The sequence below is a fragment of the Microbacterium sp. B35-30 genome (genome assembly GCF_010634855.1).
In the GTDB taxonomy this organism is placed as follows: Bacteria; Actinomycetota; Actinomycetes; order Actinomycetales; family Microbacteriaceae; genus Microbacterium.
On sequence record NZ_MWLQ01000011.1, the window covers coordinates 533,601 to 559,761 of the forward strand.

Here is a 26,161-nt window from a genome sequence, read left to right on the forward strand (position 1 = left end):
ATCTGTTCAGTTCGATCGTCCGCACACCCTGGATGCTGAAACGATGACCTGCGTCCGCCGCCACGGGGCTCGCGGACCGTGAGATTCGAGGAGGAATCCCTTGACCAGAAGACGGATGACGCTGCTCGCCGCAGCGACGATCAGCGTGCTCTGCCTCGCCGGCGCCCCTGCCGCGGCTGCCGCGGCTGCCGCGGCCGACGACGGCCTGGCCGGCAGCGTGCACTATGCCAGCGATGTGGATTGGATCTCGGCCGACAACGGTTGGGGGCCCGTCGAGCGCGACTACAACAACGGCGCACGAGGCGTGCCCGACACGTCGCGAGCCATACAGTCGATCCGTGGCGTGCAGTACCCGAAGGGTCTGGGGACACACGCCCCCGCGCGGATCGTGTACGACGTCGCGCAGCAATGCACCCAGCTTCTCGGCTACGTCGGCATCGACGACAGCCAGTCCGGCAAGGGTCGTGTCGACTTCGTGGTGAAGGTCGACGGCACGGAGCAGTTCCGGATGGTGCGGACGGGCACTGATCCGGCGGGTCGACTCAACCTGGACCTCCGCGGCGCGAGCACCATCGAGCTCATCGCCGAGCCCGGACCGGAAGGCAACGGCAACGACCACGCGGACTGGGCCGACCTCCGGATCAACTGCACGGACGGCTACCTCGCGCAGCCGCTCACCATCACGCCGATGGATGTCGACTTGTCGCTCCTGGCCTCCGGGTCGCCTGTCGAGGTCACGATCGACGGCGCGAACCCGCAGGCGCCGGTGACCGTCGGCTTCGCCGGCACGGAGGTCGTCGTGAACGCCGACGACCACGGTCGGGCGGTCGCCACGTTCGTCGTGCCCGCCGGCATCGCCGCCGGCGAGTACTCCATCACCGCCCGTGCCGAGTCGCTCTTCGGCGCGATCGCCGAGGGCCAGATCGCGGCGCACGTGGTGGCGGTCTCCGACACGGTGTACTTCGTCGACTGCTCAGCGACCGCCGCGGGCGACGGCTCGGAGGCCACGCCCTTCGCGTCGCTCGAGCAGCTCTCGGTCGTCCAGCCGTTCCAGCCCGGGCAGGCCGTGCGCTTCAAGCGCGGCGTGGAATGCACCGGCACGTTCGCTCCCACCGGCTCCGGACTCGCCAGCGCACCGATCACGGTGTCGCCGTACGGCGACGGGGACGCGCCCGCCACGATCAACGGCGACGGTCGGCTCGCCGGCATCCATCTCCTCAACGTGAGCAACTGGACCGTCGACGGCATGCACGTGACCAACCCGGGCGCGCCCGATCAGCGACGCGTTGGCATCCTGTACGAGATCAACGACGGCACCAAGCGCAGCGGAGTCGTCCTCACTCGCAACCACGTCGAGAAGGTCGCCGGCTGGTCCGACAAGACGAGCCTGGGCAACGCGTTCTCACGCTCGGCGGGCATCTCGGTTCTCGGCGACGGCATCGGCTGGTTCGACGGCATCACCGTCACCGACAACGTCGTGAACGACACCGCGGCCGGCGGCATCAAACTCTCCGCTCCCGACACCACTCGCCACTACAACACGAACGTCTACGTCGCGCGCAACGACATCCGCGCGGTCGGCGGCGACGGCATCGTGATCCACAACTCCGACAAACCCGTCATCGAATACAACTCGGCGATCGACCTCGGGCACGGCGAGTATCCGTTCCTCAAGGGCAACTTCGCCGGCATGTGGCCGTACAACTCAGCCGACCCGCTGTTCCAGTACAACGTGGTGGGCAACAGCGTCGCCTCGACCTACGACTCCACCGCGTGGGACTGCGACATGAAGATCAAGGGCAGCTGCACCTTCCAGTACAACTACTCGTACGGCAACGCCGGCGGGTTCTACCTGGACTGCATCTCGGGCTGCGGCACGGCCTCCACGACGGCGAACACGATCCTGCGCTACAACGTCTCGCAGGATGACTGCCGTCTCGCCGGTGCGAGCGGCGGACCGGGCCTGCACTTGATCTACAACAACACGTTCTCCTGCCTCAACCGGCCGTTCGAGGACGATATGACGGCACCGCGCGAGGTGAAGAACAACATCATCATCGCGCAGGGCGGCAGCCTGAAGACGGCGAACGGCGTCTACGCCAACAACGCGTACTTCGGCGGCATCCAGCCTCCCGCCGCCGAGACGGGCGCCGTCGTCGGCGACCCGAAGCTCATCGCGGCGGGCAGCGGCCAGCTGACCCGGGCGCTGCCGGGGTACCAGCTGGCTGTCGGCTCGCCTCTGCTCGGAGCGGGCACGCCGATAGCAGACGCGGGCGATCGCGACTTCTTCGGCAACCCGATCCCCGCCACGCCCAATATCGGTGCATACCAGGGCGACGGGGTGGAATCAGGCCCGCTGCCGTTCGATGCGCTCGTGAACCAGACCGCCGTCGCGTCGACCGCCAACCCCCGCAACGGCGCGATCACTGCAGACCTCCGCGTGCTGTCGGCAGAGGCGCTGGCCGGTGCGGATCTCGCCGTCGGCGCGAAGGTCCGGGCGTTCGGCGCCGAACTGGATTGGCACCCCACCGCGGTCGGCACGCCCGATGCGGTGAAAGCGGCCGGCCAGCACGTCGCGCTCGAGGGAGAGGGTGACGAGCTCATCGTCGCCGGTTTCTCAGCGGGCACAGTCACCGATGGGACCGCGACGGTGCACTATCAAGACGGCACCAGCGAGCAGGTGCGAGTCCGGCTGCCGCTGTGGAGCGACGGGTCGACGGATTCCGCCGACACGGTGCTGCTCGGCAGCGCGGCGTCGCATCTGCAGCGCACCAGGCCGTATCTCGGCGGCACGATCTCGACGGTGACTGCACCCGGATCCGTCTTCGCGCAGCGGATCCGGCTGTCCGGCAAGCCGGTGGCGAGCGTCACCTTGCCCGACGGCAGCCCGGTCACCGGCGATGGGCTGAGCCTGTTCGCCGTGGAGCTCGCGGGCAGCGCCGTGCCGACCGCCACGACGGTGCTCACAGAGTGCCGGGGACCCTTTGCGTGGGTGCACGTCACCGTGGCGAACGAGCACTACTCACGCATCACTGTGACGGTCGACACGGCACTCGGCGACGATGTGAAAGTCAACCTCGACCCGGGCAAGGACACCCGCTCTTCGTTCAAGATTCCGGGTGCACTCGCCGGTGGCGAGGCCGTCGTGGTGGCGACGGGCGGCGACGGCGCCCGCACCACCGCGACGGTGCCGTACACCGGGATCGACTGCCGCTGATCGCAGCGCTGACGGTGGTGGCGTGCGCATGCGCCGCCCCCACCGTCGGTGGGCCGGGTGCCGGCCGCACGCTCCGACGCGACCGCACACGATGAAAACCGAGACGTTAGGGTGAGCCGATGATCGCCGAGGAACGCCGAGAACGCATCCTGCGGGAGATCGTGCTGCGCGGTCGTATCGAGGTGACGGACTTCGCGGAACGCACCGAGTTGAGCGGCATGACCATCCGGCGCGACCTGTCCGTTCTTGCCGAACGCGGGCTCGTCCGTCGTGTGCACGGCGGCGCCGTGCTCCCCGAGTCCGCCGACGCGCCCGCCGTCGGCGTACGCGGTATCGGCACGTCGTCGCGACCGGTCGCCACGATCGGGCTCATCGTGCCGGACGCCGCGTACTACTTCCCGCCCGTCATCCGCGGGGTGAGCGGCGCAGCCCACGGCGCAGGGATCCGGATCGTCCTCGGCACGACGAACTACGACCCGCGCGAGGAGATCCATCAGCTCGCACGGCTGGACGCGGGCGGCGTGGACGCGATCATGCTGGTCACCGCCCGTCCTGGCGTCGACGACACCATGACCTGGCAGGCGATCGCTGGCATACGCACACCGGTCGTGCTGGTGGAACGGTCCGTCGACGGGGCGCCGACCACCCTCCGCATCGACTCGGTGCGCTCAGACCACGGATTCGGGGCGGAGCTCGCGGTCGATCACCTCGCCGAACGCGGCCACGACGGCGTCGGACTCCTCCTCCGCGAGACGGCGACGGCGCCGTGGATCGCGCGCGGACACGCCCGCGCCGCCCGCAGACTGCAGATGAAGCAGGCGCCGGTGGTCACGGCACCGTCGCCGAGGTGGGGCGACGGCTCCACGTCGGATGTGCTGAGGGAGTTCCTGGACGACTGCCTGGCCGCCGGCATCCGATCTGCCATCGTCTTGCCCGACGACCTGGCGGTGGGACTTCTCGGCATCGCCGAAGGACGCGGGCTCCGGGTTCCCGAGGACTTCGCCATCGTCGCCTACGACGACGAGATCGCATCCTTCGCCAATGTGCCGCTCACGGCTATCGCCCCACCCAAGCTCGCTGTCGGGCGTCGGGCGCTCGAGACGTGCTTGATGCGCTTGGAGCAACGGGACCTCGCGCCGGCCCAGCGCGTGCAGCTGACGCCCACTCTCAACGTGCGTTCGTCGACCTGACACCTCTGAACCCAGGACGACGCGATGCCGGCGCCGCCGCGTCGGCGATCCGTTCCCGTGACTCTTGCAGCGCGGCAACCGCTCACCACAGCATCCCAATCAGGTGGGCGAACAGGTCCTCCGGATCGTTGTCGAGACCGCGCCGCGCGAACCACGTCGACACGTTCACGACGTCGCGGTGCAGGAAGTCGAGTCCCTGAGGGTTGGCGGCGACGTCGACGATCTGGGGCAGGTCGATCACGACGATGCGACCGTGGTGATCCAGCAGGTTGTACGGCGACAGATCGCCGTGCGCGAATCCGGCGCCGGCGAACGCCTCGAGGATGCCGACGACCTGGGCGAAGGCATCCTGCAGCTCCTCGCCGTGCAGCCTGCTCTGAGCGAGCCGCGGTGCCGCGGCGCGGCCGTCACCGACGAACTCCATGAGCACCTCGGTGTCGCTCACCTGCACCGGATAAGGCACGGGAACGCCGGCCTGCCAAGCGCGGCACAGCGCGGCGAACTCGCTGTGCGCCCAGTGCCCGGCGGCCACGGAGCGGCCGTGCGCCGACTTGCGGCCCACCGCCCGCGCGTCGCGGGTGTTGCGCATCGTGCGGCCCTCTTCGTAGCTGCCCGAGCGGTGGAAATCGCTGTGATGCGTGTTGCGATACCGCTTCGCGGCGAGCAGCACGCCGGCGGTGCCGGGGACGGCGCGCTCGATGAGGTGCACGTCTGCCTCCTTGCCGGTCTTGACGACGCCGAGTTCGGTGTCGAAGGCCGCCGAGGCGGTGACGAGCCAGTGTGGATGCGGCAGCGGGCCGCGCTGGGTGGGAGAAGACGCCGGCCAGGTGGACCAGCGCTGATCGGTGCCGGGTTCGAGTTCCGGCGAGAGAAGGGATGCGGACGCGTCGAAGCGTGCGGATGACATCGGGTGGACACTCCAGGATGGGAGGTCACCGGATCAGTGGGTGCGGGCGACCTCGAGGGAAGGGAACAGGACACAGGGCGTGGCAAAGACAGCCATCGTCGTTCCTCCTTCCGGTCAGGGTGCCGCGGCACCGACTCGCTTCACTGTAGCGGGGCACGGGAGCGGCGGCCACCCCGAATCCTCCCTTGTGCGCCGACAGCGCTCGGCGACGGCCCCCGGGCGGGGTCAGCGCAGCGCGGTGCGGCTCGTCGCCGTGGATTCGAGCGACACACCGTCGGGCACGAACACGGTGACGATCGGCGGATGCCACTGCCCGGCCACCGTGACCCGCGCGGAGACGCCGTCGGGGCTCGTAGCAGAGACGAGTCGTGCCCGGTCTCCGATGGCGTCCACCATCGCGACCGCCTCCCGGCGCACCCCGGCATCGGTGAGCGTGGCGACGGGCTCGCCGGCGGCGACGGAGAGCTCGAAGCCGTCCGCGGCGGCGAGGGCTGCGGCATCCGCCACCGCATCGAGCTGCTTCTGCGCGAGATACAGGCTCGTCGCCGCGCTGCACACGAGGATCACCGCGATCGCGAGCACCGCATAGCCGAGCGTCAGGATCAGCACGCTGCCCTCATCATCGGCCTCCACCACAGGTCGCCGCGCGCCGCCGCCTGCCCGCGGGCGGAACCTCATTCTCCGCTCCAGAACCGCGACACCTTGTGCGCGCCCGTCGCCTCGATCGGGACCGCCGCGATGTTCTCGAGTCCGAGAACCGGCGGGACCAGCGGCAAGGTCACCGCGGTGCGCACCGTGACGTGCAGGGTCGCTCCAGCCCGCGGGCAGGACGCTCCCGCCGGGGTGCAGCCGATCGCCAGGTCGACGTCGTCGAGGCCGTACTCCTCCGCCACCGCAGCGAGCACCGCGTCGGCGCGGCCGCGCGCGTCGGTCGCGTCGGTCGCGGTCGACACGGCGCGGGCGATGTGACGCGCCGCCGCTTCGGCGCCGAGGCTCTGCCCCTGGATGAGTCCCAGCGAGACGATGAGGTAAACCAGGGGCACCAGCATCAGCAGCCCCACGAGAATGAACTCGAGCGCCGCAGAGCCACGCTCTCCGTCGCCGTCGCCGTCGCCGTCGTCGCCCTCGCCGGCAGCGGCGACGAGCTCAGTCGAACGATTCGACGGGCGCATGCGCCGTCACCTCCAGCGAGCGCGGAGCACCGAGGAGACCCACCAGCGGCAGCGTCGCGGCCACCCGGATCTCGATGGTCTCCCGACCGAGCGATGACTCCTCCCGCACGCTGACTTCGGTGGCGTACTCCCGGCCGATCGTGCGACCCACGATGTCGCGGGTGCGCTGCGCCCCGTCCGCGAGCGTCGTGTCGGCGAGCGCCGCGTGGTAGGCGCCCTCGACGGCCGCGTCGTGCACGACGTTGCGTACGTATACCGCGAGGCCGAACTGCAGCACGCCGAGCGTGAGGACGGTGAGCAGCGTGCCGACGAGCACGAACTCGACCGGACTGGCACCCGTCTCGTCGCGGTGTTCCGCAGCGAGCCGGGCGCGCAGACCCGACATCACGCGGCTCGGGGCGACGCGCACGGCGTCAGAGTCCGGAGACGCGGCTGATCGCCTGCTCGAACAGGTCGGCGAGCGCCGGCCCCGCCATGGCCCAGATCACGACGACCAGGCCGGCCGTCATCAGGGTGATCAGGACCCAGCCGGGCACGTCACCCCGGTCGTCGTCGGCGAGGTCGTGCCAGGCACCGCGAACCCGAGCCGTGAGGCGCTGCATCCGTGTTCTCATCATTTCTCCTTCCGGCCGGTCAGCCGAGTCCGAGTCGAAGCATGAAGATCCCGGGGAAGACCGCGAACAGCACGCTCAGCGGCAGGATCAGGAAGACCAGCGGGAAGAGCATGTAGATCTCCTTCCGCCCGGCGCGCTCGATGAGGGCGCGCTTGGCGTCCTCGCGGGCGTCCAGCGCCTGTGCCTGCAGCACATGTGCGAGCGGGGCGCCGCGCTCGATCGCGGCGACGAGCTGATCGATCGAACGGGTCAGAGCCGGAATCTCGAGTCCGGCCGCCAGGCGCGTGAGCGACTCCGACAGCGACGAACCGGTGCCGACGGCGACGATCACGCCTCTCAGCTCCGTCGTGAGCTCCCCCGCACCCACCTCGCTCACGCGCCGGAGCGAGTCGAGGATGCCCTCGCCGGCAGACAGGCACAGCGCGAGGAACTCCAGCACCGTGGGCAGTTCCTCCTCGATCCGCGCCGCGCGAGCGCGGGCGGCGTTGGTCAGCCAGGCGTCGTACGCGAGCCCGGCGGCGACGGCCGCGACCGGTGGCAGCAGACCGAGCACCGGCGATCCGCGCCCGGCGAGCACGAGCGCGACGACGACGCACCCGCCGACGCCGAGGCCCACGATCGCCCAGCCGAGCTGGCGGCTGCGGAATCTCGCGGGGTCGATGGTCCATGCCGCGCGGTGCAGGCGTCGTGCGAGGATCGCGTCACCGCCCGCCAGGCGGGCGAGCCTTCCCCGCGCCAGCAGGGACCAGGTGGAGGTGCTCCAGGCGAAGGGCGATCCCCCGCCGCCGGCTCCCGCGACGTCGAGGCCGCGTGGGTCCGTGATGTCCCGGATGTACGGCGCGATGCGGCGCGCCAGGCTCGGTGCACCCCAGCGCGGCGCGAGCGAGATCAGCAGGCACACGCCGACGCCGAGTGCCGTGCCGAGCACGACGGCGAAGGCGACGTCGCTCACGCCGGTGACGATCATCCGAACCACCGCCGCGGCTCGGGCAGGCGGCCGAGCCGGATCATGAGCCGATAGGCGACCAGCGAGACCGCCGCGCCGACGAGGATCAGGGCGATCCCGCCCGGGCTGGCGTAGGCGCTCGCTCCCTCCGGGCGCATCGCAAGCAGTGCGAGGATCACCCACGGGGCGACCACGCCCAGCACCGCTGCGCCGCGGACCCACGACTGCCGCGACTCGACCTCGGCGCGCAGCGCCGCATCCGCGCGCACCGACGAGGCCAATGCTCGAAGGACGGAGGTGAGCTCGGTGCCCCCGACCTGTCGCGCCATCCGCAGTGTCTCGACGATCCGATCGGACACGGGGTCTGCGAGGGCGGTCTTCAGGCGCTGGATGCTGGAGTCGAAGTGGCCGGACGCCGCGACGTCGCGCGCGAACCCGGCGAACGCCGGTCGCAGCTCGGCGGGTGCCGAGTCGGCGAGGCTCCCCACCGCGTCGGGAAGCGACATCCCGGCACGCACCGAGGCGATGAGCAGGTCGCACACATCGGGCCAGAGTCCTCGGCGGGTGCGCAGGAGCTTGGAGCGCCGCGCTCGCAGCCAGGCGAACGGGGCGATCGCCCCCGCCGCCGCGGCGACGAGCGCGAGCGCGGCGACCGGCGCGACGAGCCACGCGATCGCTGCCGCCACCACGGCACAGAGGCCCGCGACGACCACCATCGACGCCACGGAGACGCGGGCCATCCCCGCATCTTCGAGCAGCCGGGCGATCCGACCTCGGTGCACCGACTCGGCTCTCGTACGGGAGCCGGCTGGCCACAGCCACGGCGACGCCACCAGCAGCAGCCCCGCCGCGAGCACGGCACCCCACAAGAAGGTCACGGGGCGTCCGCCCGGTAGAGGGTGCGCGCCGTGATCACGCCGTCGGCCACGCCGGTCGGCGCGACGATCTCGACCACGCGCCGTGCGCCCGAGGCGTCTCGTTCGCAGTGCGCCACGAGCTGGACGGATGCCGCCACCGCCGGCTGCACGAAGCTCGCGTCGATGTTGCGCCCGGCAAGGAGCGGCAGCGCCGCGAGCTTGGCGAGAGCCTCGCGTGCAGAGTTGGCGTGGATGGTGGCCGCGCCCGGCACGCCGGTGTTGAGCGCCAGCAGCAGATCGAGGGCCTCGGCGTCGCGCACCTCACCGACGACCAGGCGGTCGGGGCGCATGCGCAGCGCTTCTTTGACGAGCCGTCGCAGCGTCACCTCGCCGGTGCCTTCGAGGCTGGGCTGTCGTCCTTGCAGCGACACGAGGTCGGCCGCGGCGACGGCGAGCTCGAACGTCTCCTCCACCGTCACGATCCGATGCTCGGGCGGGCACGCCGCGATGAGCGCGCCCAGCAGCGTCGTCTTGCCCGCGTGCGTCGCCCCCGACACCAGTACCGACCGCCCGGCGATCATCGCGTCGCGCAGCAGAGTGGCGGCTTCCGGGGCGATCGAGCCGGCCGCGACCAGACGGCCGAGATCACGGTACGCCGGAAGGAACTTGCGGATGTTGACAGCCCAGTGCCGGCGGGTGATGTCGGGGATCACCACGTGGAGCCGGCTGCCATCGGGGAGGGAGGCGTCCACGAACGGCTGGCTCAGGTCGACGCGACGGCCGCTGGACTGCAGCATCCGTTCCACCAGGTCTCGCACGGCGGTGTCGGTGAGCATGAGAGGCACCCGCTCGGCGACACCCGCCCGCGCCACGAAGATCCGGTCGGGAGCATTGATCCACACCTCCTCCACCGTCGGATCGTCGAGGTAGGCCTGCAGCGGTCCGAAGCCGGCGACGGCGGCCAGGACCTCCCGTACGCACGCCGTCTCGTCGTCGACCGGCGCCATCCCACGAGCCAGGGCGAAGTCATTGTGACGGCGCACCTCGGCCCGGGCCACCTGCGCCGCGAACTCGGGATCACGGGTCGGATCCGACCGCTCGGCACGCAGCCTCTCGCGCACCCGTTCCGCCACGAGGGTCGCGACGGGAGCGGTGGAGGAGGTCACGTCAGCATCCTCGCAATTCGTCGCGGAGCCAGCCGAAAGTTATCCACAGATGCGGCCGCCGCCCTCGAGGGGCAGGATGGAGCCACCGACGAAAGGACGACGATGATGACGAAGACGGAACTGGCGCCGGCGGCGAAGGCAGGCCTCGGCGTCCTCGGCCTCGTGCAGGTCGTGTTCGCGTTCCTGGCGTTCTGGGATCTGTCCCACCGCGAGGCCGACGAGGTGCGCGGGCCCAAGGCGGCGTGGGTCCCAGCGATCCTCGTGAACTGGATCGGCCCGGCGAGCTACTTCCTGTTCGGCATCCGCCGCTGATCCGCGCGCCCGAAGCCGGGGGCCAGCCCCACCGCCGACCCCCAGTCCCCTCAGTAGACTGAGAGCCACTTGCGGGAGTGGTGAAATCGGCAGACACGCAGGATTTAGGTTCCTGTGCCTTCGGGCGTGTGGGTTCAAGTCCCACCTTCCGCACGCGAGTTCTCGCATCCTCCGCCGACTGACGACGGGAAACCCATCGTGCACGCTGTTCCCACCGCCTTGATCCCCTGGCTGGATCCGGCCGCCATCATCGAATGGGCGGGCCCCTGGGCGCTCGTCGCCGTGTGCTTCATCGTCTTCGCCGAGACGGGCCTGCTCATCGGATTCCTCCTCCCCGGCGACACGCTCCTCGTCATCTCCGGCCTGCTGTCGCACCCGCAGTCGTATGCCCCCAACGGCGTGTTCGGCATCAGCGTGTGGTGGGTGGCGCTGTTGATCGGTCTCGCCGCCTTCCTCGGCGGGGAGGTGGGCTACTACATCGGCCACAAGGGCGGCCCGGCGGTCTTCGAGAAGAAGGAATCCGGCCTGTTCAGCGTGAAGAACGTCGAGCGCACGAACGCGTTCTTCGAGCGGTTTGGCGGACTGACGATCATCCTCGCCCGCTTCGTGCCGATCGTGCGCACCTTCGCCCCCGTGGCGGCGGGCGTCGGGCACATGAACAAGTGGAAGTACACGCTCTACAACTTCATCGGCGCGGTCCTGTGGGGCTTCGGCCTCACCATGTTCGGCTACGCCATCGGGTTCATCCCGCCGGTCGCCACCTTCGTCGAGAACTACATCGACCTGATCCTGCTCGCCGCGGTCGGCGGCACGGCGCTCGTGACGCTGTGGCACTACTTCCGCGAACGCAGCAAGGCCAAGAAGGCCGCCGCAGCCGGTGAGGATGTCGTCACCGACCACGGTGAGGCCGAGGCGCTCGTGCTCGATCCCGAGGTGTTCGACCGCGGCCCCGAGCACCACGAGGGCGGCGCTCCGCGAGCCTGAGCCCCGATGGCCTGACCCGACGGCGAGCCGTGGCTCAGGCCGTCAGGAGGCCTTCTTCTTGGCGGCGGGCTTCTTGGCCGGCGACTTCGCCGCGGGCTTCTTGGCGGATGCCTTCGCCGCCGGCTTCTCGTCCGCCCCGGCATCCTTCTTGCCCGACGCCTTCGATCCGCCGCCTTCCCGAGCAGCGCGCGACTTCTCGACGCTCGCGCGGAGCGCGGCCATGAGGTCGATGACCTCCCCGCCCGCCGCCTCTTCCTCCTGCTCGCCGAACGTCTCGGAGGTGTCGAGCGCGTCGCCCTGCTCGAGCTTCGCCTCGATCAGGGTGCGCAGCTCCTGCTGGTACTCGTCGGTGAACTCCTCGGGATCGAAGTCGCTCGAGAAGCTCTCGACGAGGGATGCCGACAGCTCGAGCTCCTTCGCCGAGATCCGCACGCTCTCATCCAGCGCCGGGAACGCTGCTTCGCGCACCTCGTCGGCCCACAGCAGGGTCTGCAGCACGAGCACGTCGCCGCGCACGCGGAGGGCGGCCAGCCGCGTCTTCTGCCGCAGCGAGAACCGGACGATCGCCGTGCGGTCGGTCTGCTCGAGCGTCTTGCGCAGCAGCACGTACGCCTTGGGCGAGCTCGAGTCCGGCTCGAGGTAGTAGGCGCGATCGAGCGTCAGCAGATCGATCTGCTCGCTCGGCACGAACTCGACGACGTCGATCTCACGACTCTTCTCGGCCGGAAGCGCGCCGAGATCGTCTTTGGTGAGGACGACGGTCTTGTCGCCGTCGTCGTACGCCTTGTCGATGTCGGAGTACGGCACGACCTCGCCGTCGATCTCGCACACCCGCTGGTAGCGGATGCGCCCGCCGTCCTTGTTGTGCACCTGATGCAGCGACACGTCATGGTCCTCGGTCGCCGAGTACACCTTCACCGGCACGTTGACGAGCCCGAACGTCAGTGCACCCTTCCAGATCGCCCTCATCACACCAGTGAACACCAGGGCGGCGACACCGGACCACCCCCTTGCGGGCGACGTCGCCGATAATCTGTGCACATGGCGGGCGACGAGCAGCTGGTGCGCATCGGCGGCCGGCGCCTGCGCATCACCAACCTCGACAAGGTGCTCTACCCCGAGTCGGGCACCACCAAGGGCGAGGTCATCGACTACTACTCGCGCATCGGCGAGGTGCTGATCCCCCACGTCATCGGGCGTCCCGTGACCCGCAAGAGGTGGCCCGACGGCGTCGGCACCGAGGACGACCCGGGCATGGTCTTCTTCGCGAAGGACCTCGAGCGGGGTGCACCGTCATGGGTGAGACGGATGCCGATCCCCCACTCCACGGGAACCAAGGAGTATCCGCTGGTCGGCGACATCCCGACGCTCGTCTACCTGGCGCAGGTGGCCAGCCTCGAGCTGCATGTGCCGCAGTGGCGCTTCGCGCCGGACGGCGGTCGCGGCCCCGCCGACCGGCTCGTCCTCGACCTGGATCCGGGCCCCGGCGCCGGTCTGCAGGAGTGCGCCGTCGTCGCGGGCTGGGCGCGCGACATCCTTCGCGGCATGGGGCTGGAGCCGTATCCGGTCACGAGCGGCAGCAAGGGCATCCATCTCTACACCGCCCTACCGCCCGGCCAGTCGACCGAGGAGGCGTCCACGTTGGCGAACGAGCTCGCCCGAGCGATCGAGGCTGACCACCGCGACCTCGTCGTCAGCAGCATGAAGAAGAGCGAGCGCCACGGGAAGGTGCTCATCGACTGGAGTCAGAACAACGGGTCGAAGACGACGATCGCCCCGTACTCGCTCCGCGGCCGCGCACATCCGACGGTTGCGGCGCCCCGCACGTGGGACGAGCTCGACGACCCCGAGCTGCGCCACCTCGAGTTCACCGAGGTCCTCGAGCGCATCGAGACCATCGGCGATCCCATGGCGGCCCTCGGCTTCCACGCCGGCGGGCGCGAGGCGGAGTCCGGACCGCTGTCGGCCTACATCTCCAAGCGCAGCGCGCAGCGCACACCCGAGCCCGTGCCGGCGAACCCGCTGGGCGCGACCCCTTCGGGCGAGCGGCCGCGCTTCGTGATCCAGGAGCACCACGCCAGCCGCCTGCACTGGGATTTCCGACTCGAGCGCGACGGCGTGCTGGTGAGCTGGGCGGTGCCGCGCGGCGTCCCGCACTCGTACAAGCGGAACAACCTCGCCGTCATGACCGAGGACCACCCCATGGAGTACGCGACCTTCGAGGGCACGATCCCCGCCGGCGAGTACGGCGGCGGCACGGTGACCATCTGGGATGACGGCCGCTACGACCTCGAGAAGTGGCGCGACGACGAGATCATCGCGACGCTCGAAGGGCGCCCCGGTGGGCCGCTCGGCCGCGTCCGCCTCGCGCTCATCCGCACGGAGGGCGAGGGCGAGAAGTCGAGCTGGCTGCTGCACCGGATGAAGACGGATGCCGACGGCGGGCCGCAGCCGGACGGCACCGTCGTGGAGCCCACTCCCCAAGCCGACGAGCCGCGCCAGGCCGCCCGCACCGGCCACGAGCGGCATGCGTCGTCCCCCGGGGCGGAATTCCGGCCGACGGCATCCGGAACAGGAGGTCCGGCGCAGACAGGACGAACCGGCGTGAAGCGTCCTGTCGTCGGCAGAAGACCTGATCCGGGCGACGACGCAGGGGCCGAACCGTCGGCGGCGCCGCTCCCCCACGGTGAGGAACTGCGCCCGATGCTGTCGACGACGGCGACCCCCGCCGTCGCCCGCGCCGCCTCGGAGCGCTGGGGCGCACCCGCGTGGGTCGAGATGAAATGGGACGGCATCCGTGCCGTCGGCGCGTGGGACGGTCGCCGACTGCGGCTCTTCGCGCGCAGCGGCAACGAGGTGACTCACCGGTACCCCGAGCTGACGGCGGTCGACGCCGGACTCGGCCGCGAGCCGGCCGTGCTGGACGGTGAGCTGGTGGCGCTCGAGCCCGATGGTCGTCCCAGCTTCCCGCTGCTGCAGACGCGCATGAACCTCGAGCGGGCCGGCGACATCGCGCGGGAGGCCCGGCGCACGCCGGTGCGCTACTACCTGTTCGACATCCTCGCCCACGACGGCGACGATCTCGTCGACCTCCCGCTGCGCGAACGGCGCGATGTGCTCGAAGCAGTGGCGGCGGCTGGGCCCACGCGTTCAGAGGCTCCGCGCGGCGTGCCAGCGCCGCGTGGAGGGAACGTGGGGACCGTCGATGCGATCGCCGTGCCGCCGGTGTTCGACGATGTCGACGCGGCCCTCGATACGAGCGTGCAGCTGCGGCTCGAGGGGATCGTCGTCAAAGACCCGAGCTCGCGCTACCTGCGCGGCGGCCGCTCCGAATCCTGGCTGAAGGTCAAGATCACCCGCACGCAGGAGGTGGTGATCGCGGGCATCCGTCCCGGCAAGGGCGGGCGCAGCAGCACCTTCGGATCGCTGCTGCTCGGCATCCCGGACGAGGGGGGCCTGCGGTACGCCGGCCGCGTCGGGTCCGGCTTCAGCGACTCGACGCTCGCGACGCTCATGAAGAAGCTGCTGCCCCTGCGCACCGACGACAATCCCCTGACCGGCGTGCCTCCGCTCGACGCCCGCGACGCCCTGTGGGTGCGCCCGGAGCTCGTCGGAGAGGTGGAGTACGGCGAGTTCACGCCGGGCGGCATCCTCCGCCATCCGCGGTGGCGGGGGCTGCGTCCCGACAAGCAGCCCGAGGAGGTGCGCCGCGAGGACTGACCGGCTTCCCGCTCAGGCGTGGGGTTCGTGCTCAGGCGTGGGCTTCGTGCTCGACGTGGCCGGCGGGCTCGAGCTGGAAGGTCGAGTGCTCCACGTCGAAGTGCTGCGACAGACAGGTCTGCAGACCGCTCAGGATGCCGGCTGCCCGGCCGTCCGCGAGCGCGGCATCGTCGACGACGACGTGGGCCGTGAACACCGGTGCGCCGCGGGTCAGCTGCCACACGTGGACGTCGTGCACGTCGACGACACCGGGCGTGGCGAGGATGTGTTCGCGGATCTCCGTGACGTGCGTGCCCTCGGGCGCCGATTCGGCGAGCACCGACACAACCTCGCGGAGCAGCCCGATCGCGCGCGGCACGATCATCGCCGCGATGAAGAGCGACGCGATCGCGTCGGCCTGATTCCACCCCGTGGTGAGCACGACGATCGCCGCGACGATGACGGCAGCCGACCCGACCAGGTCGCCGAGCACCTCGAGATACGCACCACGCACGTTGATGCTGTGCCGCTGCGCCGCGCCGAGCAGCCACATCGCGACGGCGTTCGCGACGAGTCCGATCACGGCGACGACCAGCATGAGACCGCCGGCGACCTCGGCCTCGCCGGGATTCAGCAGCCGCGAGACGCCTTCATACGCCACCCACGCTGACAGCAGGATGAGGATGATGCCGTTGACCAGGGCGCCGAAGACCTCGGCCCGCTGATAGCCGAAGGTGCGGCGGTCGTTGGCCGGCCGCGCGGCGACCGTGCTCGCGACGAGGGCGATCACGAGGGCTGCGGCATCCGTGAACATGTGCGCCGCGTCGGCGAAGAGCGCAAGGGATCCCGACAGCGCCGCCCCGACGATCTGCACCACCATGACGGTGGCGGTGATCGCCAGCGAGATCGTGAGGAGGCGGCGGTTGCCGGCCCCCCGGATCCCGGTCGGCGCGTGATCGTGCATGCGCCCAGGCTAAGCCCGCGACCGGCCCGGAACGGCCCGATCCGGCTAGTCGGGAATGATCGTGATTTTCAGTCGCAGCACCGCCGGCGACGGGTCAGAGCTCGGCGAGCAGCGGTGCGAGCGCCTCGAAGGCGCGAGCGCGATGGGATGCCGCATTCTTCTCGAGGGCGTTCCACTCGCCGACCGTCCGCTCGGCGTCGGGCGCCTGCCCGTCGGGGATGAAGATGGGATCGTAGCCGAAGCCCCCCTCGCCCGCGGCCGCCTCCGCCAGGCGACCGGGCCACACGCCCTCCACCACGCTCTCGCGCGAGGCGTCCCCCGGCACCACGAACGCGATCGTCGAGACGAACTGCGCCGTGCGGTGCGGATCGCGGATGTCGGACAGCTGGTCGAGCAGCAGATTCAGGTTGGCCGCGGCATCCTTCGCGTGTCCTGCCCAGTAGGCCGAGAACACCCCGGGCGCGCCGCCGAGCACATCGACGCAGATGCCCGAGTCGTCCGCGAGAGCAGGCAGGCCGGTGTACTCCGCCGCGGCACGCGCCTTGATCAGCGCGTTCTCGGCGAACGTGACACCGTCCTCGACCGGCTCAGGGCCGTTGTAGGCCACGACCACGAGATCCGGCCGCGTGATCGCGACGATCGCCTGGAACTCCTCGACCTTGTGGCGATTGTGGGTCGCGAGCACGATCTGGCGCACGACGCCGTCCGCATCGGCGGCAGTCTGGGCCTCCGCCTCGGCGATGGCATCCGCCATGTCGTCCGGGTGGGCGGTCATGCCGCGCCCCCGGCGACACCCTCGCCGAGCGCGGCGAGCTGGCGCGTGCGCAGGTCGACGCAGCCGTTGACGCCGAGCTCGAGGAGGGCGTCGAGTTCGCGCTTGTCGAAGGGCGCGCCCTCGGCGGTGCCCTGCACCTCGACGAACAGACCGCGACCGGTGACCACGATGTTCATGTCGGTCTCGGCGCGGACGTCCTCGACATAGGCCAGGTCGAGCATCGGCTCGCCGTCGATGATGCCGACAGACACGGCCGACACCGAGTCGAACAGCACCTGCGCCTTCTGCCCGATGAACTTCTTGCGCCGGCCCCACTCGATCGCGTCCGCCAGCGCGACGTATGCGCCCGTGATGGCCGCCGTGCGCGTGCCTCCGTCGGCCTGCAGCACGTCGCAGTCGATCACGATCGTGTTCTCACCCAGCGCCTTGGTGTCGACGACGGCGCGCAGTGCCCGGCCGATCAGGCGCGAGATCTCATGCGTGCGGCCGCCGATCTTGCCCTTGACGCTCTCGCGGTCGTTGCGCTCGTTCGTCGCGCGCGGCAGCATCGCGTACTCCGCGGTGATCCAGCCCTTGCCCTTGCCCGAGAGCCAGCGCGGCACGCCGTTGGTGAACGACGCGGTGCACAGCACCTTCGTGTTGCCGAACGAAATCAGGGCCGAGCCTTCTGCCTGGCTCGACCAGCCCCGCTCGATGGTGACGGGACGCAGCTGGTCGACGGTGCGGCCATCGGCGCGGGTGATGTCGGTCATTTCTCTCCTCTGACGGTGCGCATGTCCCGAATTCGATCGCTTCCGGATGCCGGGAGCGGTGGTTTTCGGGACATGGTGCGGGAATTGTGGGACACGGATGCCTCAGCCGAGTCGCGTCGGCAGATCGATGGCGCCGGTCTGGACCAGCCGCACCGAGCTGACCTCGCGGCCCATGAGCCGGTGGGCGAGGCGCAGGAACTCGTCGGCGGACGCGCCAGTGGCTTCGTAGACGTGCTGGGGTTCGGCATCCGGACCCGCGAGCAGGTCGCGGGAGACCAGCTGACGGTAGACATCCTTCGCGGTCTCGGTATCGCTCGACACCAGGCTGACCTCGGGCCCCATGACATAGCTGATCGCGCCCTCGAGGAACGGATAGTGCGTGCAGCCGAGCACCAAGGTGTCGACGCCGGCGTGGCGAAGTGGCGCCAGATACTCCTCGGCGACCGCGAGCACCTCGGGCGAGCCGGTGATGCCGGCCTCGACGAACTCCACGAACCGCGGGCAGGCCTGGGCGAAGACCGTGAGCCGTTCGTTCACCCCGAGCATGTCCTGGTAGGCGCCCGAGCTGATGGTGCCGGCGGTGCCGATGACGCCGACGCGCCCGTTGCGGGTCGTCGACATCGCGGTCCGCACGGCGGGGTTGATCACCTCGACGACCGGAACGTCATAGCGCTCTCGCGCGTCGCGCAGCATGGCGGCCGACGCGGTGTTGCACGCGATCACGAGCATCTTGACGCCCTGCGCCACCAGGTCGTCGAGCACCTCGAGCGCGTAGCGGCGCACATCCGCGATGGGCTTCGGCCCGTAAGGCGAACGTGCGGTGTCGCCGATGTAGAGGATCGACTCCTGCGGCAGCTGGGCCGAGACGGCCCGCGCGACGGTGAGTCCGCCGACTCCGGAGTCGAAGATTCCGATCGGCGCGTCGTTCACGATGCCCCAGCCTACGCCAGCCGCTCACTAGGCTGGCCCGCATGACCCACGGGCACGCTTCGCGAGAGGGCGCCTCGACCGCCCTGCTGACGGACCGCTACGAGCTCACCATGGTCGACGCGGCCCTCCGCGACGGCACGGCCGACCGCCGCTGCGTGTTCGAGCTGTTCGGCCGGCGGCTGTCGGCGGGCAGGCGCTTCGGCGTGGTCGCGGGCACCGGCCGGCTGCTGTCGCTGATCCGCGACTTCCGCTTCGCCGACGAAGAGCTGCGGTTCCTCCGTGACGAGAAGGTGGTGGATGCCGCGACCCTCGACTTCCTCGAGGGTTACCGCTTCACCGGCTCGATCACCGGCTACCGCGAGGGCGAGCTGTACTTCCCCGGCTCCCCCATCCTGACCATCGAGGGCACGTTCGCCGAGGCCGTCGTGCTCGAGACGCTCGCGCTGAGCGTGCTCAACCACGACTCCGCCATCGCGACCGCGGCCGCGCGCATGAGTGTGGCGGCGGGCGACCGGCCCCTCGCCGAGATGGGCTCACGCCGGGCGGCGGAGGGGTCGGCGGTCGCCGCCGCACGCGCGGCATACATCGTCGGCTTCGCCGCGACCTCCAACCTCGAAGCCGGCCGGCGGTGGGGCATCCCCACGATGGGCACCGCCGCGCACTCGTGGACGCTGCTGCACGACACCGAAGAGGACGCCTTCCGCGCCCAGATCGAGGCGCTGGGCGTGGGCACCACGCTGCTCGTCGACACGTACGACATCCGCCGCGGCGTCGAGACGGCCGTGCGCATCGCCGGCCCCGGGCTCGGGGGCGTGCGCATCGATTCCGGAGACCTTCCCACCGTCGCGGCCGAGGTGCGCGCTCAGCTCGACGAGCTTGGAGCGACCGGCACCCGCATCACGGTGACGAGCGACCTCGACGAGTACGCGATCGCTGCCCTCGCGGCATCCCCCGTCGACTCGTACGGGGTAGGCACCTCGGTGGTGACCGGGTCCGGAACCCCGACCGCCGGGATGGTGTACAAGCTGGTCGCCCGGCAGGGCGACGCCGGGTGGGTCGGCGTGGCGAAGGCGTCGACCGACAAGGGTTCGAAGGGCGGGCGCAAGGCGGCGTTCCGCACGCTGGACGACGGCACGGCCACGAGCGAGCTCATCGTCGTGTCCGATGGCTTCGAAGCCCTCGACACGGGGGCGTCGCACCCGCGGGCGCGGCCGTTGCAGGTGCCGCTCGTGACCGACGGCGCACCGGATGCCGCGTTCGAGGGCACCGACGGCGTGGAAGCCGCCCGGGCGCATCACGCGCGCGTGCGCGAGGAGCTTCCGGTGCGCGCGCTCGCCCTCAGCCGCTCCGACCCGGCCATCCCGACGGTCTACGCCGACGCAGAGTGACGCTCACGCGCGGCGCGGGCTCGCACCTGCGCGATCCGACGGCCGGTGTCAGGCGCCGAGGGACTCGTAGATCTCTTTGCAGGTCGGGCAGACCGGGAACTTCTCGGGGTCGCGGCCGGGCGTCCACTTCTTGCCACACAGCGCACGCACCGGCTTGCCGGTGATCGCGGACTCGAGGATCTTGTCCTTCTTCACATAATGCGAGAAGCGCTCGTGGTCACCCGGCTCGATGTTCTCTTCTTTGAGGAGCTCTTCGAGCTCGCGATCGAGGGTCGCGATGCCGCCCTGATCAGGGCTGTCCAGCGGGGTGCTCATGGTCTGTCAGTGTAGTCGGGGCCGACCGGTGTCGGGTCCGTCGGGACGAGTCAGGTCGACTCGGCGAACTCCATCAGGCGCCCGCCGCGACGCTCGAACGCGATCGCCCCGATGGTGATGCCGACGACCAGCACGCCGAGTCCGATGGCGAGGCCGCCCCACAGCGCCATGTCCGCGGCATCCGTGTCTCCCTGCAGCGCGAGCCAGCCGCACCAGAGCACCGGCGTCGACAGGAGGAGCGCGCCGAGCATGACGGAACCCTGCGAGAGCGCGCCGACCGCGCTCGTGCGCTGCGGCTGCTGGAAGGGGCTTTCGCCGGGCCGCGAGACCGCATAGGGCGCGACCACCGACGAGATGCTCGACAGCCCCAGACCGGACAGGAACAGCGCGGCACACACACCGGTGAGCGCCGGCAGCACCGCCCACCGCCCGTGAAGCGTCGTCGCGACGGGAATTGCCACCGCCAGCAGCGGCACGCCGACGAGGAGCACCGGCACCAGTCGCCCGACGCGGTCGGAGACACCCCGGACGCCGCTTGCGATGTGCATCCACACCGCCGTGGAGTCGTAGGCGAGGTCGTCGTGCGGCAGCCACCCGAGGAAGAGCGCCGCGAACGGCACAGGCACCAGCGCGACGAGCTCGGGAGGAACGCCGGCGATGAGCAGCGGCACCACCGTGATCGCCGCCGCGAACGGGATCACCAGACCGTTGACGACGTAGCGGCGATCGCCGAACCAGTAGACGAGGCTGCGCGCCGCGACGGCGCCTCCCGGCGTTCCCGGCGCCACGCCGAACCACCCCAGACCGCCGCGCGCACGGCCCGTCGTGGGCCGCTCGGTCGTCGTGAGCAGCCGACGAACAGCCCAGGCCCAGAGCAGGGCGAGCACCACGATGGTCGCCACGGCGACGAGTGCGGGCAGCCAGGCGTCGCCGCGGACGGCCACCACGCCCGGAAGCGCCCAGGCCGCCCCGAGCGGCGTCAAGGTCAGCGCGTCCACGGCCGCGAGCAGCTGCGGCGGCACGGCGCCCTGCCACTCGAGGGATGCCAGGAACACGCCCACCGGCACCACCACCACCAGCACCACGAGCACGAACACCCCCGACAGCTCGCGCGATCGCCGCTCGCGCAGGAACAGCGACGCCAGCGCCATGCACAGGCGCGCGAGCAGCGCACAGGTCAGGACTCCCAGGACCACGCTTACGATGCCGACAGCGACCGGCACGCCGTGGTCGGCCCAGACGATCGCGGCGCACACGGCGACGGCAACCAGCACCATGATCGGCACGCTGATGAGTCCGGCGACGGCGAGCACTGCTGCGAGCCCACCCCGCGGCAGGCCGAAGAGCGCGAACCGCCGCGGATCCAGCGGATCGTCCACCGCGCCGAACAGGGGCGCGAGCGCGAAGCCGAGCGTGACCGCGGAGCCGCCGAGCACGGTGACCGCCAGCACCTCCTCGGTGGCGGCATCCCGCAGCGTCAGCAGGCCCCAGCAGGCCGCCACCGTCGCGGCGAGGAGGAGGACCAGCGCGCCGACGACGCGGACGACGTGCCCCGCGTCCCCGCGGAGCGCGCCGAAGAGCAGCGCGATCCTCAGTCGGAGAACGTGTGCAGCCACTCGAGGCCCTCCACGTCGCTGAGGCCTCCGGCCAGTTCGACGAAGCGCTGCTCGAGCGTGAGCTCGCCCCGCACCTCGGCGACGGTGCCCTCGGCGAGCACCTGACCCGCGACGATGACCGCCACGCGGGTGCAGACCCGCTCGACGAGGTCCATGCCGTGACTCGACAGGATCACCGTGCCGCCGTGCGCCACGTACGCCGAGAGGATGTCGAGGATGATCGAGCTCGAGACGGGATCGACCGCCTCGAACGGCTCGTCCAGCACGAGCAGGCGCGGCGAATGGATGAGCGCCCCGGCGAGCATGACCTTCTTGAGCATGCCGGCCGAGTAGTCCGACACGCTCCGGCCGAGCGCGTCCTCGAGATCGAATGCGCGCGCCAGGTCCGCGGTTCGACTCTCGACGACGGCCGGAGGGAGCTTGCGCAGCACTCCGTAGTAGTAGAGCAGCTGGCGCCCCGTCAGACGGTCGAAGGTGCGCAGCCGATCGGGCAGGACGCCCATCAGCCGCTTGGCTGCGAGCGGCTTGGCCGCGGCATCCACCCCGCCGATGTGGATCGTGCCGCGATCGGGTTCGAGGAGGCCGGCGATCATCGAGAGCGTCGTGGTCTTGCCGGCGCCGTTCGGGCCGACCAGGCCGTAGAACGTCCCGGCGGGCACGGTGAGATCGATGCCGTCGACCGCGTGAGTGCTGCCGAACCGCTTGGTGACGCCGCGCAGCACGAGCGCATCGCCGCCTGTGACGGGCAGCGCCGCGGTGCCGGGAATGACGGATGCCGCAGCCGCCGTGCCCGCCACGGCCGGGGTGCTCTCGACCACGGGCGGGACCGACGACGGCTGAGGCGCGGCTACGGGCGGGACGCCGCGCCGGGTCCCGGGGTCGAGGTCCGGGGCAGGCGTAGGTGCGGGCGCGATGGAGGCCGCTGCCTCGGACGCAGGCGCGGAAACGCGCTCGGGCGCGGACTCGACCGGCGCCGCGGGCTCGGCCACCGGCGCAGACTCGACCACGGGCTCAGCATCGACCACCGCGGCGGAATCGGCAAGAGGCGTGATCTTCGAGATTTCCTGCGGTTCGGAACCGGGTGCGGGATGGACCGCGGACTCCGGCGGGCTGGCAGCGTCGCGTGCGGGTTCTGCGGAGGATGCGCCCCGGGCTTCCGGCGGCCCGGATTCGAGTTCGGGGTCGGTCTCGCGGGGGCGTACGGGAGCTGCGTCGGCGGGCGGTGTGTCCGTGGTCGGCGGGAGGGGCGGGCGCGGCGGGACGACGATGCGCGCGGCGGCGCTCGCGGCGAGTTCGAGATCGCTCGGCAAGGGCGGCGGCGGACCCGGATCGGTCTGCGGCTCGGCCTTTCGCGCGGGGGTGCGCGGCGTGCGCGGCGTGCCCTTGTCCGAGCGCGGCTTGCGGGGCGGGCGGCGGGGCTTGTCCGTGGCCGGCAGTACCGTGTCCGCGAGGCGCACGGCGTGCGCATCGGAGTGACGGTCCGGCTCATCCGGATCGATGTCATTCGGCACCGGGAGGGAGGCTGTCACCTGACCAACGTATCAAGCGGGTCTGATCCCGGGGCAGTTCGTGTCGCCGCGTCGCGGGCAATCGCGTTATGTCACGAATCGGCAACGGGAGCCCGACATTATGCGCCTTCCCAGGGGTCATGGATAGCATGGTCCCGGCACGAAGGGGTGTCGCGCCGGTGAACCGGCAGTGAATCACGCACTTCAGGAGAAGACTTTTGACCCTTCAGACCGTCATCCTCGCAGCCGGAATGGGCTCGCGCCTCGGCCGCAGCCTTCCCAAACCGCTCACTGAGCTGAGCGACGGCCGCAGCATCATGCAGCAGCAGCACGACAACATTCGTGCCGCCTTCGGCAGCGACGCCAGGATCACCACTGTGGTGGGCTATCGCGCAGAGACCGTGGTCGAGGCCTTCCCGGACGTGGACTACGTCTACAACGACCGCTACGACCAGACCAACACCTCCAAGAGCCTGCTGCGCGCCCTCGCGAAGACCGGTAAGGGCGGCGTGCTCTGGATGAACGGCGACGTGGTCTTCGACCCGCGTGTCCTCGGTCGCGCCATCGAACTCATCGAGCGCGACCAGTCGTTCGTCACCGTCAACACCTCCAAGGTCAGCGACGAAGAGGTCAAGTACACCGTCACGGCTGAGGGCTTCATCAACGAGTTGTCGAAGACCGTCAAGGGCGGGATCGGCGAGGCCGTCGGCATCAACTACATCTCGAGCCGCGACAAGAAGGCGTTCATGCGCCACCTGACGCGCGTCGACGATCAGGACTACTTCGAGCGCGGTCTCGAGCTCGCGATCGCCGAAGACGGCGTGCTGCTCCAGCCGCTCGACATCTCGGACCTGTACGCCGTCGAGGTGGACTTCGCCGAAGACCTCGAGCGCGCGAATCTCTACGTCTGACCCCTGCGCGCAGGTGTGTCAACCCTGAGCCGACGTCAGGCCGGGGACGCATAGACTCGGCGCGATGAGCGAGAAGGTTCACCGCATCCACTCCCTGCCCGGCGACTCGCCGTGGCAGGGGGGTCTGCCGCCCACGGGCTCGGACGAGCACCCGTTCACCATCCGGGCGCTCGATCGGGTGCTCTCGATCCAGCGGCCCGTCGTGCTCGCGCATCTGCGCAGCGTCCGGCTGCGGCATCCCGATGCCTCAGCGGCCGACATCGTCCGCATCCTCGAGCGACGGTATCTCGCTGCCGTCACGTCCGGCGGCGCTGCTGTGGGCGCGACCGCCGTGGTGCCGGGGATCGGCACAGGCGTCACCCTGGCGCTCAGCGGTGTCGAGACGGTGGCGTTCCTCGAGGCGACGACGCTGTTCGCACAGTCGGTCGCGGAGGTCCACGGCATCCCGGTCGCGGATCCCGACCGCGCACGTGCGCTCGTGCTGACCCTCATGCTCGGCAAAGAAGGCGTCGACCTCGTCGCGCAGCTCGCCGGTCAGGCAGCCGGACGCGGCCCGACTCGCTCCGGCTACTGGGGCGAGCTCATCACCTCGTCCCTCCCGCGTGCCGCCGTCGGGCCGCTCGTCGATCGACTCAAGTCAACGTTCATCCGTCAGTTCGCAGCTCGCGGCGGGGCGTCCTGGATCGGCAAAGCGCTACCCTTCGGGATCGGTGCGGCCATCGGCGGCGTGGGCAACAACATCCTGGGGCGGCGCGTGCTCGTCGGATCGCGGCGCGCGTTCGGCCTGCCGCCGCTTCAGCTGCCGGCCGAGTTGGAGCCTCGACCGGGCGCTGACCGCGTCGAGCGAATCGCAGGACGCGGCATCCGTCGCGCCGGCGAGGTCGTGGTCGGCGGCGTGACACGCTCGACGGCGGCAGTCGGAAGTGTCGTCCGGCGCAGGAAGCGCGAGATCGAGCCTCCTTCCGCCGACTGAGGCTCCTCCCCCGCACCTCGCCGAGCGGCACTTCGCAGGGTTCTTCACAGCGAGACCGTCGTGGCCGGTATATCGCTCCCTGCGCGTCGGGGCCGGCTCCTACCGTGACGGTCATGCTTCGCGCGCTCGATTCAGACGAACCCCCTCCGCCGCACGCCTATCGGGTGCCCTGGCGTGTCGACGAGGTCTACGACAGGCATCCGCTCGTCACCAACGCCAGCCGACTGCCGCTCGATGTCGTGCGTGTCTTCGTCGACGCCGGTGCGGCCTCCCTGACCGAGCACTGGGGGCTGATGCCACCGGGGGACACGGCCGAACTGTGCCTCTGCGACGCCGAGCCCGGCTGCGCCGTCGTCACGATCGCCTGGCTCCGTCCCGACGACGGCGAGGAGTATCTCTGGAGGTTCGGCATGTGACCCGGTGGCCGCGCCGCGGGGGGAGAATGGCGGTATGGGTCTGTTCAGCCATCGTCCCGAAGAACCCACCGAATGGGCGGGTCTGCCGTCCGAGCCGGCGCGCACGGAGTCGGGCGCGGAGAGACTTCCGGATGCCGCACCCATCGATCTGGGCGGTCTGGGGACCATCGGGCTGCCAGAGTTCAACGGCGGCAGTGTCGAAGCGATCGTGATCCCGGTCACGCCGGTGGACGAGGTCGATCCGGAACGTGAACAGAAGTCGATCGACTGAATCAGTCCGAATCTTCGTATCTTTGTTCTTGCTTGCTACTCACTTCAGCGATAGTGTGTAGTTCAGAGATTCGATGAGGCGGGTGGGCTCCGAGTGATCGGGGCGGTGGAGTGGGTGCGGCCGGAGCCGCGGGGATGGTGGCAGGGTGCGCGGCGCTGGGGCGCCGGGATCTCCCGTTTTCTGTTCCGCTCTGGTCTGCGAGTCGTGATGTCTGCCACCCCTGCGTTCGCCTCCCCCGGTGTTCCCGGTGACGACGCGCTGCCTGCCGAGCTGGCGAG

Annotated in this window: 26 protein-coding genes and 1 tRNA gene; 11 read left to right on the forward strand and 16 right to left on the reverse strand. The window is 70.5% G+C overall.

The window, feature by feature from the left end:
* Window positions 1-100: 100 nt before the first annotated feature.
* Both B2K11_RS06855 and B2K11_RS06860 read left to right on the forward strand, forming a co-directional pair.
* Entirely contained in the window at window positions 101-3,217 is a 3,117-nt protein-coding gene (locus B2K11_RS06855; RefSeq protein ID WP_163617470.1) for an NPCBM/NEW2 domain-containing protein, read from the forward strand.
* 119 nt (window positions 3,218-3,336) lie between these two features.
* A complete protein-coding gene (locus B2K11_RS06860; protein ID WP_163617471.1) occupies window positions 3,337-4,407 on the forward strand; it encodes a LacI family DNA-binding transcriptional regulator in 1,071 nt (356 codons plus the stop codon).
* A gap of 82 nt (window positions 4,408-4,489) precedes the next feature.
* Here B2K11_RS06860 and B2K11_RS06865 read toward each other — a convergent pair whose 3' ends face one another.
* From B2K11_RS06865 to B2K11_RS06900, 8 genes are all read right to left on the reverse strand, one after another.
* Entirely contained in the window at window positions 4,490-5,314 is an 825-nt protein-coding gene (locus B2K11_RS06865; protein ID WP_163617472.1) for an RIO1 family regulatory kinase/ATPase, read from the reverse strand.
* 225 nt (window positions 5,315-5,539) lie between these two features.
* Window positions 5,540-5,923, reverse strand: coding sequence for a pilus assembly protein TadG-related protein (locus tag B2K11_RS06870; RefSeq protein WP_345770760.1), 384 nt, complete (start codon window positions 5,921-5,923; stop codon window positions 5,540-5,542).
* Window positions 5,924-5,988: 65 nt separating this feature from the next.
* Entirely contained in the window at window positions 5,989-6,486 is a 498-nt protein-coding gene (locus B2K11_RS06875; protein WP_163617474.1) for a pilus assembly protein, read from the reverse strand.
* Window positions 6,461-6,871: a TadE/TadG family type IV pilus assembly protein gene (locus B2K11_RS06880; protein ID WP_163617550.1), complete on the reverse strand. Its 411-nt coding sequence runs from the start codon at window positions 6,869-6,871 to the stop codon at window positions 6,461-6,463. Before B2K11_RS06880 ends, B2K11_RS06875 begins: the two co-directional genes overlap by 26 nt.
* 28 nt (window positions 6,872-6,899) lie before the next feature.
* Window positions 6,900-7,088, reverse strand: a complete 189-nt coding sequence (locus tag B2K11_RS06885) for a hypothetical protein (protein WP_239525806.1) — start codon at window positions 7,086-7,088, stop codon at window positions 6,900-6,902.
* A 31-nt stretch (window positions 7,089-7,119) separates the two neighbouring features.
* The gene (locus B2K11_RS06890; RefSeq protein WP_239525794.1) at window positions 7,120-8,052 is read right to left on the reverse strand and encodes a type II secretion system F family protein; all 933 of its coding nucleotides are present in this window, start codon (window positions 8,050-8,052) and stop codon (window positions 7,120-7,122) included.
* 11 nt (window positions 8,053-8,063) lie between these two features.
* Entirely contained in the window at window positions 8,064-8,924 is an 861-nt protein-coding gene (locus tag B2K11_RS06895; protein ID WP_163617477.1) for a type II secretion system F family protein, read from the reverse strand.
* The gene (locus tag B2K11_RS06900; protein ID WP_163617478.1) at window positions 8,921-10,069 is read right to left on the reverse strand and encodes an ATPase, T2SS/T4P/T4SS family; all 1,149 of its coding nucleotides are present in this window, start codon (window positions 10,067-10,069) and stop codon (window positions 8,921-8,923) included. Before B2K11_RS06900 ends, B2K11_RS06895 begins: the two co-directional genes overlap by 4 nt.
* A gap of 105 nt (window positions 10,070-10,174) precedes the next feature.
* Here B2K11_RS06900 and B2K11_RS06905 point away from each other — a divergent pair, with 105 nt between their 5' ends.
* From B2K11_RS06905 to B2K11_RS06915, 3 genes are all read left to right on the forward strand, one after another.
* Complete coding sequence (locus B2K11_RS06905; protein WP_239525795.1) at window positions 10,175-10,381, forward strand: PLDc N-terminal domain-containing protein; 207 nt, start codon at window positions 10,175-10,177, stop codon at window positions 10,379-10,381.
* A 71-nt stretch (window positions 10,382-10,452) separates the two neighbouring features.
* Window positions 10,453-10,534 (forward strand) — tRNA-Leu (locus B2K11_RS06910).
* A gap of 45 nt (window positions 10,535-10,579) precedes the next feature.
* Window positions 10,580-11,365 carry a VTT domain-containing protein gene (locus tag B2K11_RS06915; RefSeq protein ID WP_163617480.1) on the forward strand — a complete coding sequence of 262 codons (786 nt, stop codon included), beginning with the start codon at window positions 10,580-10,582 and terminating at the stop codon, window positions 11,363-11,365.
* Window positions 11,366-11,407: 42 nt separating this feature from the next.
* Here the strand turns inward: B2K11_RS06915 and B2K11_RS06920 are convergent, their stop codons facing one another.
* A complete protein-coding gene (locus B2K11_RS06920; RefSeq protein WP_163617481.1) occupies window positions 11,408-12,334 on the reverse strand; it encodes a Ku protein in 927 nt (308 codons plus the stop codon).
* A gap of 72 nt (window positions 12,335-12,406) precedes the next feature.
* Here B2K11_RS06920 and B2K11_RS06925 point away from each other — a divergent pair, with 72 nt between their 5' ends.
* Window positions 12,407-15,085 (forward strand): ATP-dependent DNA ligase, encoded by a 2,679-nt coding sequence (locus B2K11_RS06925; protein WP_163617482.1) that lies wholly within the window; start codon window positions 12,407-12,409, stop codon window positions 15,083-15,085.
* A 31-nt stretch (window positions 15,086-15,116) separates the two neighbouring features.
* Here B2K11_RS06925 and B2K11_RS06930 read toward each other — a convergent pair whose 3' ends face one another.
* From B2K11_RS06930 to murI, 4 genes are all read right to left on the reverse strand, one after another.
* Complete coding sequence (locus tag B2K11_RS06930; protein WP_163617483.1) at window positions 15,117-16,028, reverse strand: cation diffusion facilitator family transporter; 912 nt, start codon at window positions 16,026-16,028, stop codon at window positions 15,117-15,119.
* Between the two features lie 94 nt (window positions 16,029-16,122).
* Complete coding sequence (rdgB, locus tag B2K11_RS06935; RefSeq protein WP_163617551.1) at window positions 16,123-16,782, reverse strand: RdgB/HAM1 family non-canonical purine NTP pyrophosphatase; 660 nt, start codon at window positions 16,780-16,782, stop codon at window positions 16,123-16,125.
* 17 nt (window positions 16,783-16,799) lie between these two features.
* Window positions 16,800-17,555, reverse strand: coding sequence for a ribonuclease PH (rph, locus tag B2K11_RS06940; RefSeq protein ID WP_163617484.1), 756 nt, complete (start codon window positions 17,553-17,555; stop codon window positions 16,800-16,802).
* Window positions 17,556-17,657: 102 nt separating this feature from the next.
* Window positions 17,658-18,485, reverse strand: coding sequence for a glutamate racemase (gene murI, locus B2K11_RS06945; protein WP_163617485.1), 828 nt, complete (start codon window positions 18,483-18,485; stop codon window positions 17,658-17,660).
* Between the two features lie 41 nt (window positions 18,486-18,526).
* On the opposite strand from murI, the gene B2K11_RS06950 reads away from it, so the two are divergent.
* Window positions 18,527-19,873, forward strand: a complete 1,347-nt coding sequence (locus tag B2K11_RS06950) for a nicotinate phosphoribosyltransferase (protein ID WP_163617486.1) — start codon at window positions 18,527-18,529, stop codon at window positions 19,871-19,873.
* Between the two features lie 48 nt (window positions 19,874-19,921).
* Here B2K11_RS06950 and B2K11_RS06955 read toward each other — a convergent pair whose 3' ends face one another.
* The 3 genes from B2K11_RS06955 to B2K11_RS20585 are packed head-to-tail and all read right to left on the reverse strand — an operon-like array spanning window position 19,922 to window position 22,622.
* Window positions 19,922-20,188 (reverse strand): DUF3039 domain-containing protein, encoded by a 267-nt coding sequence (locus B2K11_RS06955; RefSeq protein ID WP_163617487.1) that lies wholly within the window; start codon window positions 20,186-20,188, stop codon window positions 19,922-19,924.
* Between the two features lie 50 nt (window positions 20,189-20,238).
* The gene (locus B2K11_RS06960) at window positions 20,239-21,804 is read right to left on the reverse strand and encodes a hypothetical protein (protein WP_163617488.1); all 1,566 of its coding nucleotides are present in this window, start codon (window positions 21,802-21,804) and stop codon (window positions 20,239-20,241) included.
* Window positions 21,780-22,622 carry an ABC transporter ATP-binding protein gene (locus tag B2K11_RS20585; RefSeq protein ID WP_239525796.1) on the reverse strand — a complete coding sequence of 281 codons (843 nt, stop codon included), beginning with the start codon at window positions 22,620-22,622 and terminating at the stop codon, window positions 21,780-21,782. Before B2K11_RS20585 ends, B2K11_RS06960 begins: the two co-directional genes overlap by 25 nt.
* Before the next feature lie 908 nt (window positions 22,623-23,530).
* Between B2K11_RS20585 and B2K11_RS06970 the strand changes: the two genes are divergently transcribed.
* The 4 genes from B2K11_RS06970 (at window position 23,531) to B2K11_RS06985 (ending at window position 25,883) form a co-directional block, all read left to right on the forward strand.
* Window positions 23,531-24,223: a phosphocholine cytidylyltransferase family protein gene (locus B2K11_RS06970; protein WP_163617489.1), complete on the forward strand. Its 693-nt coding sequence runs from the start codon at window positions 23,531-23,533 to the stop codon at window positions 24,221-24,223.
* Between the two features lie 64 nt (window positions 24,224-24,287).
* Window positions 24,288-25,196 (forward strand): hypothetical protein, encoded by a 909-nt coding sequence (locus B2K11_RS06975; RefSeq protein WP_163617490.1) that lies wholly within the window; start codon window positions 24,288-24,290, stop codon window positions 25,194-25,196.
* Window positions 25,197-25,309: 113 nt separating this feature from the next.
* Window positions 25,310-25,612, forward strand: coding sequence for a hypothetical protein (locus B2K11_RS06980; protein WP_163617491.1), 303 nt, complete (start codon window positions 25,310-25,312; stop codon window positions 25,610-25,612).
* Between the two features lie 34 nt (window positions 25,613-25,646).
* Window positions 25,647-25,883 (forward strand): hypothetical protein, encoded by a 237-nt coding sequence (locus B2K11_RS06985; protein ID WP_163617492.1) that lies wholly within the window; start codon window positions 25,647-25,649, stop codon window positions 25,881-25,883.
* Window positions 25,884-26,161 lie beyond the last annotated feature (278 nt).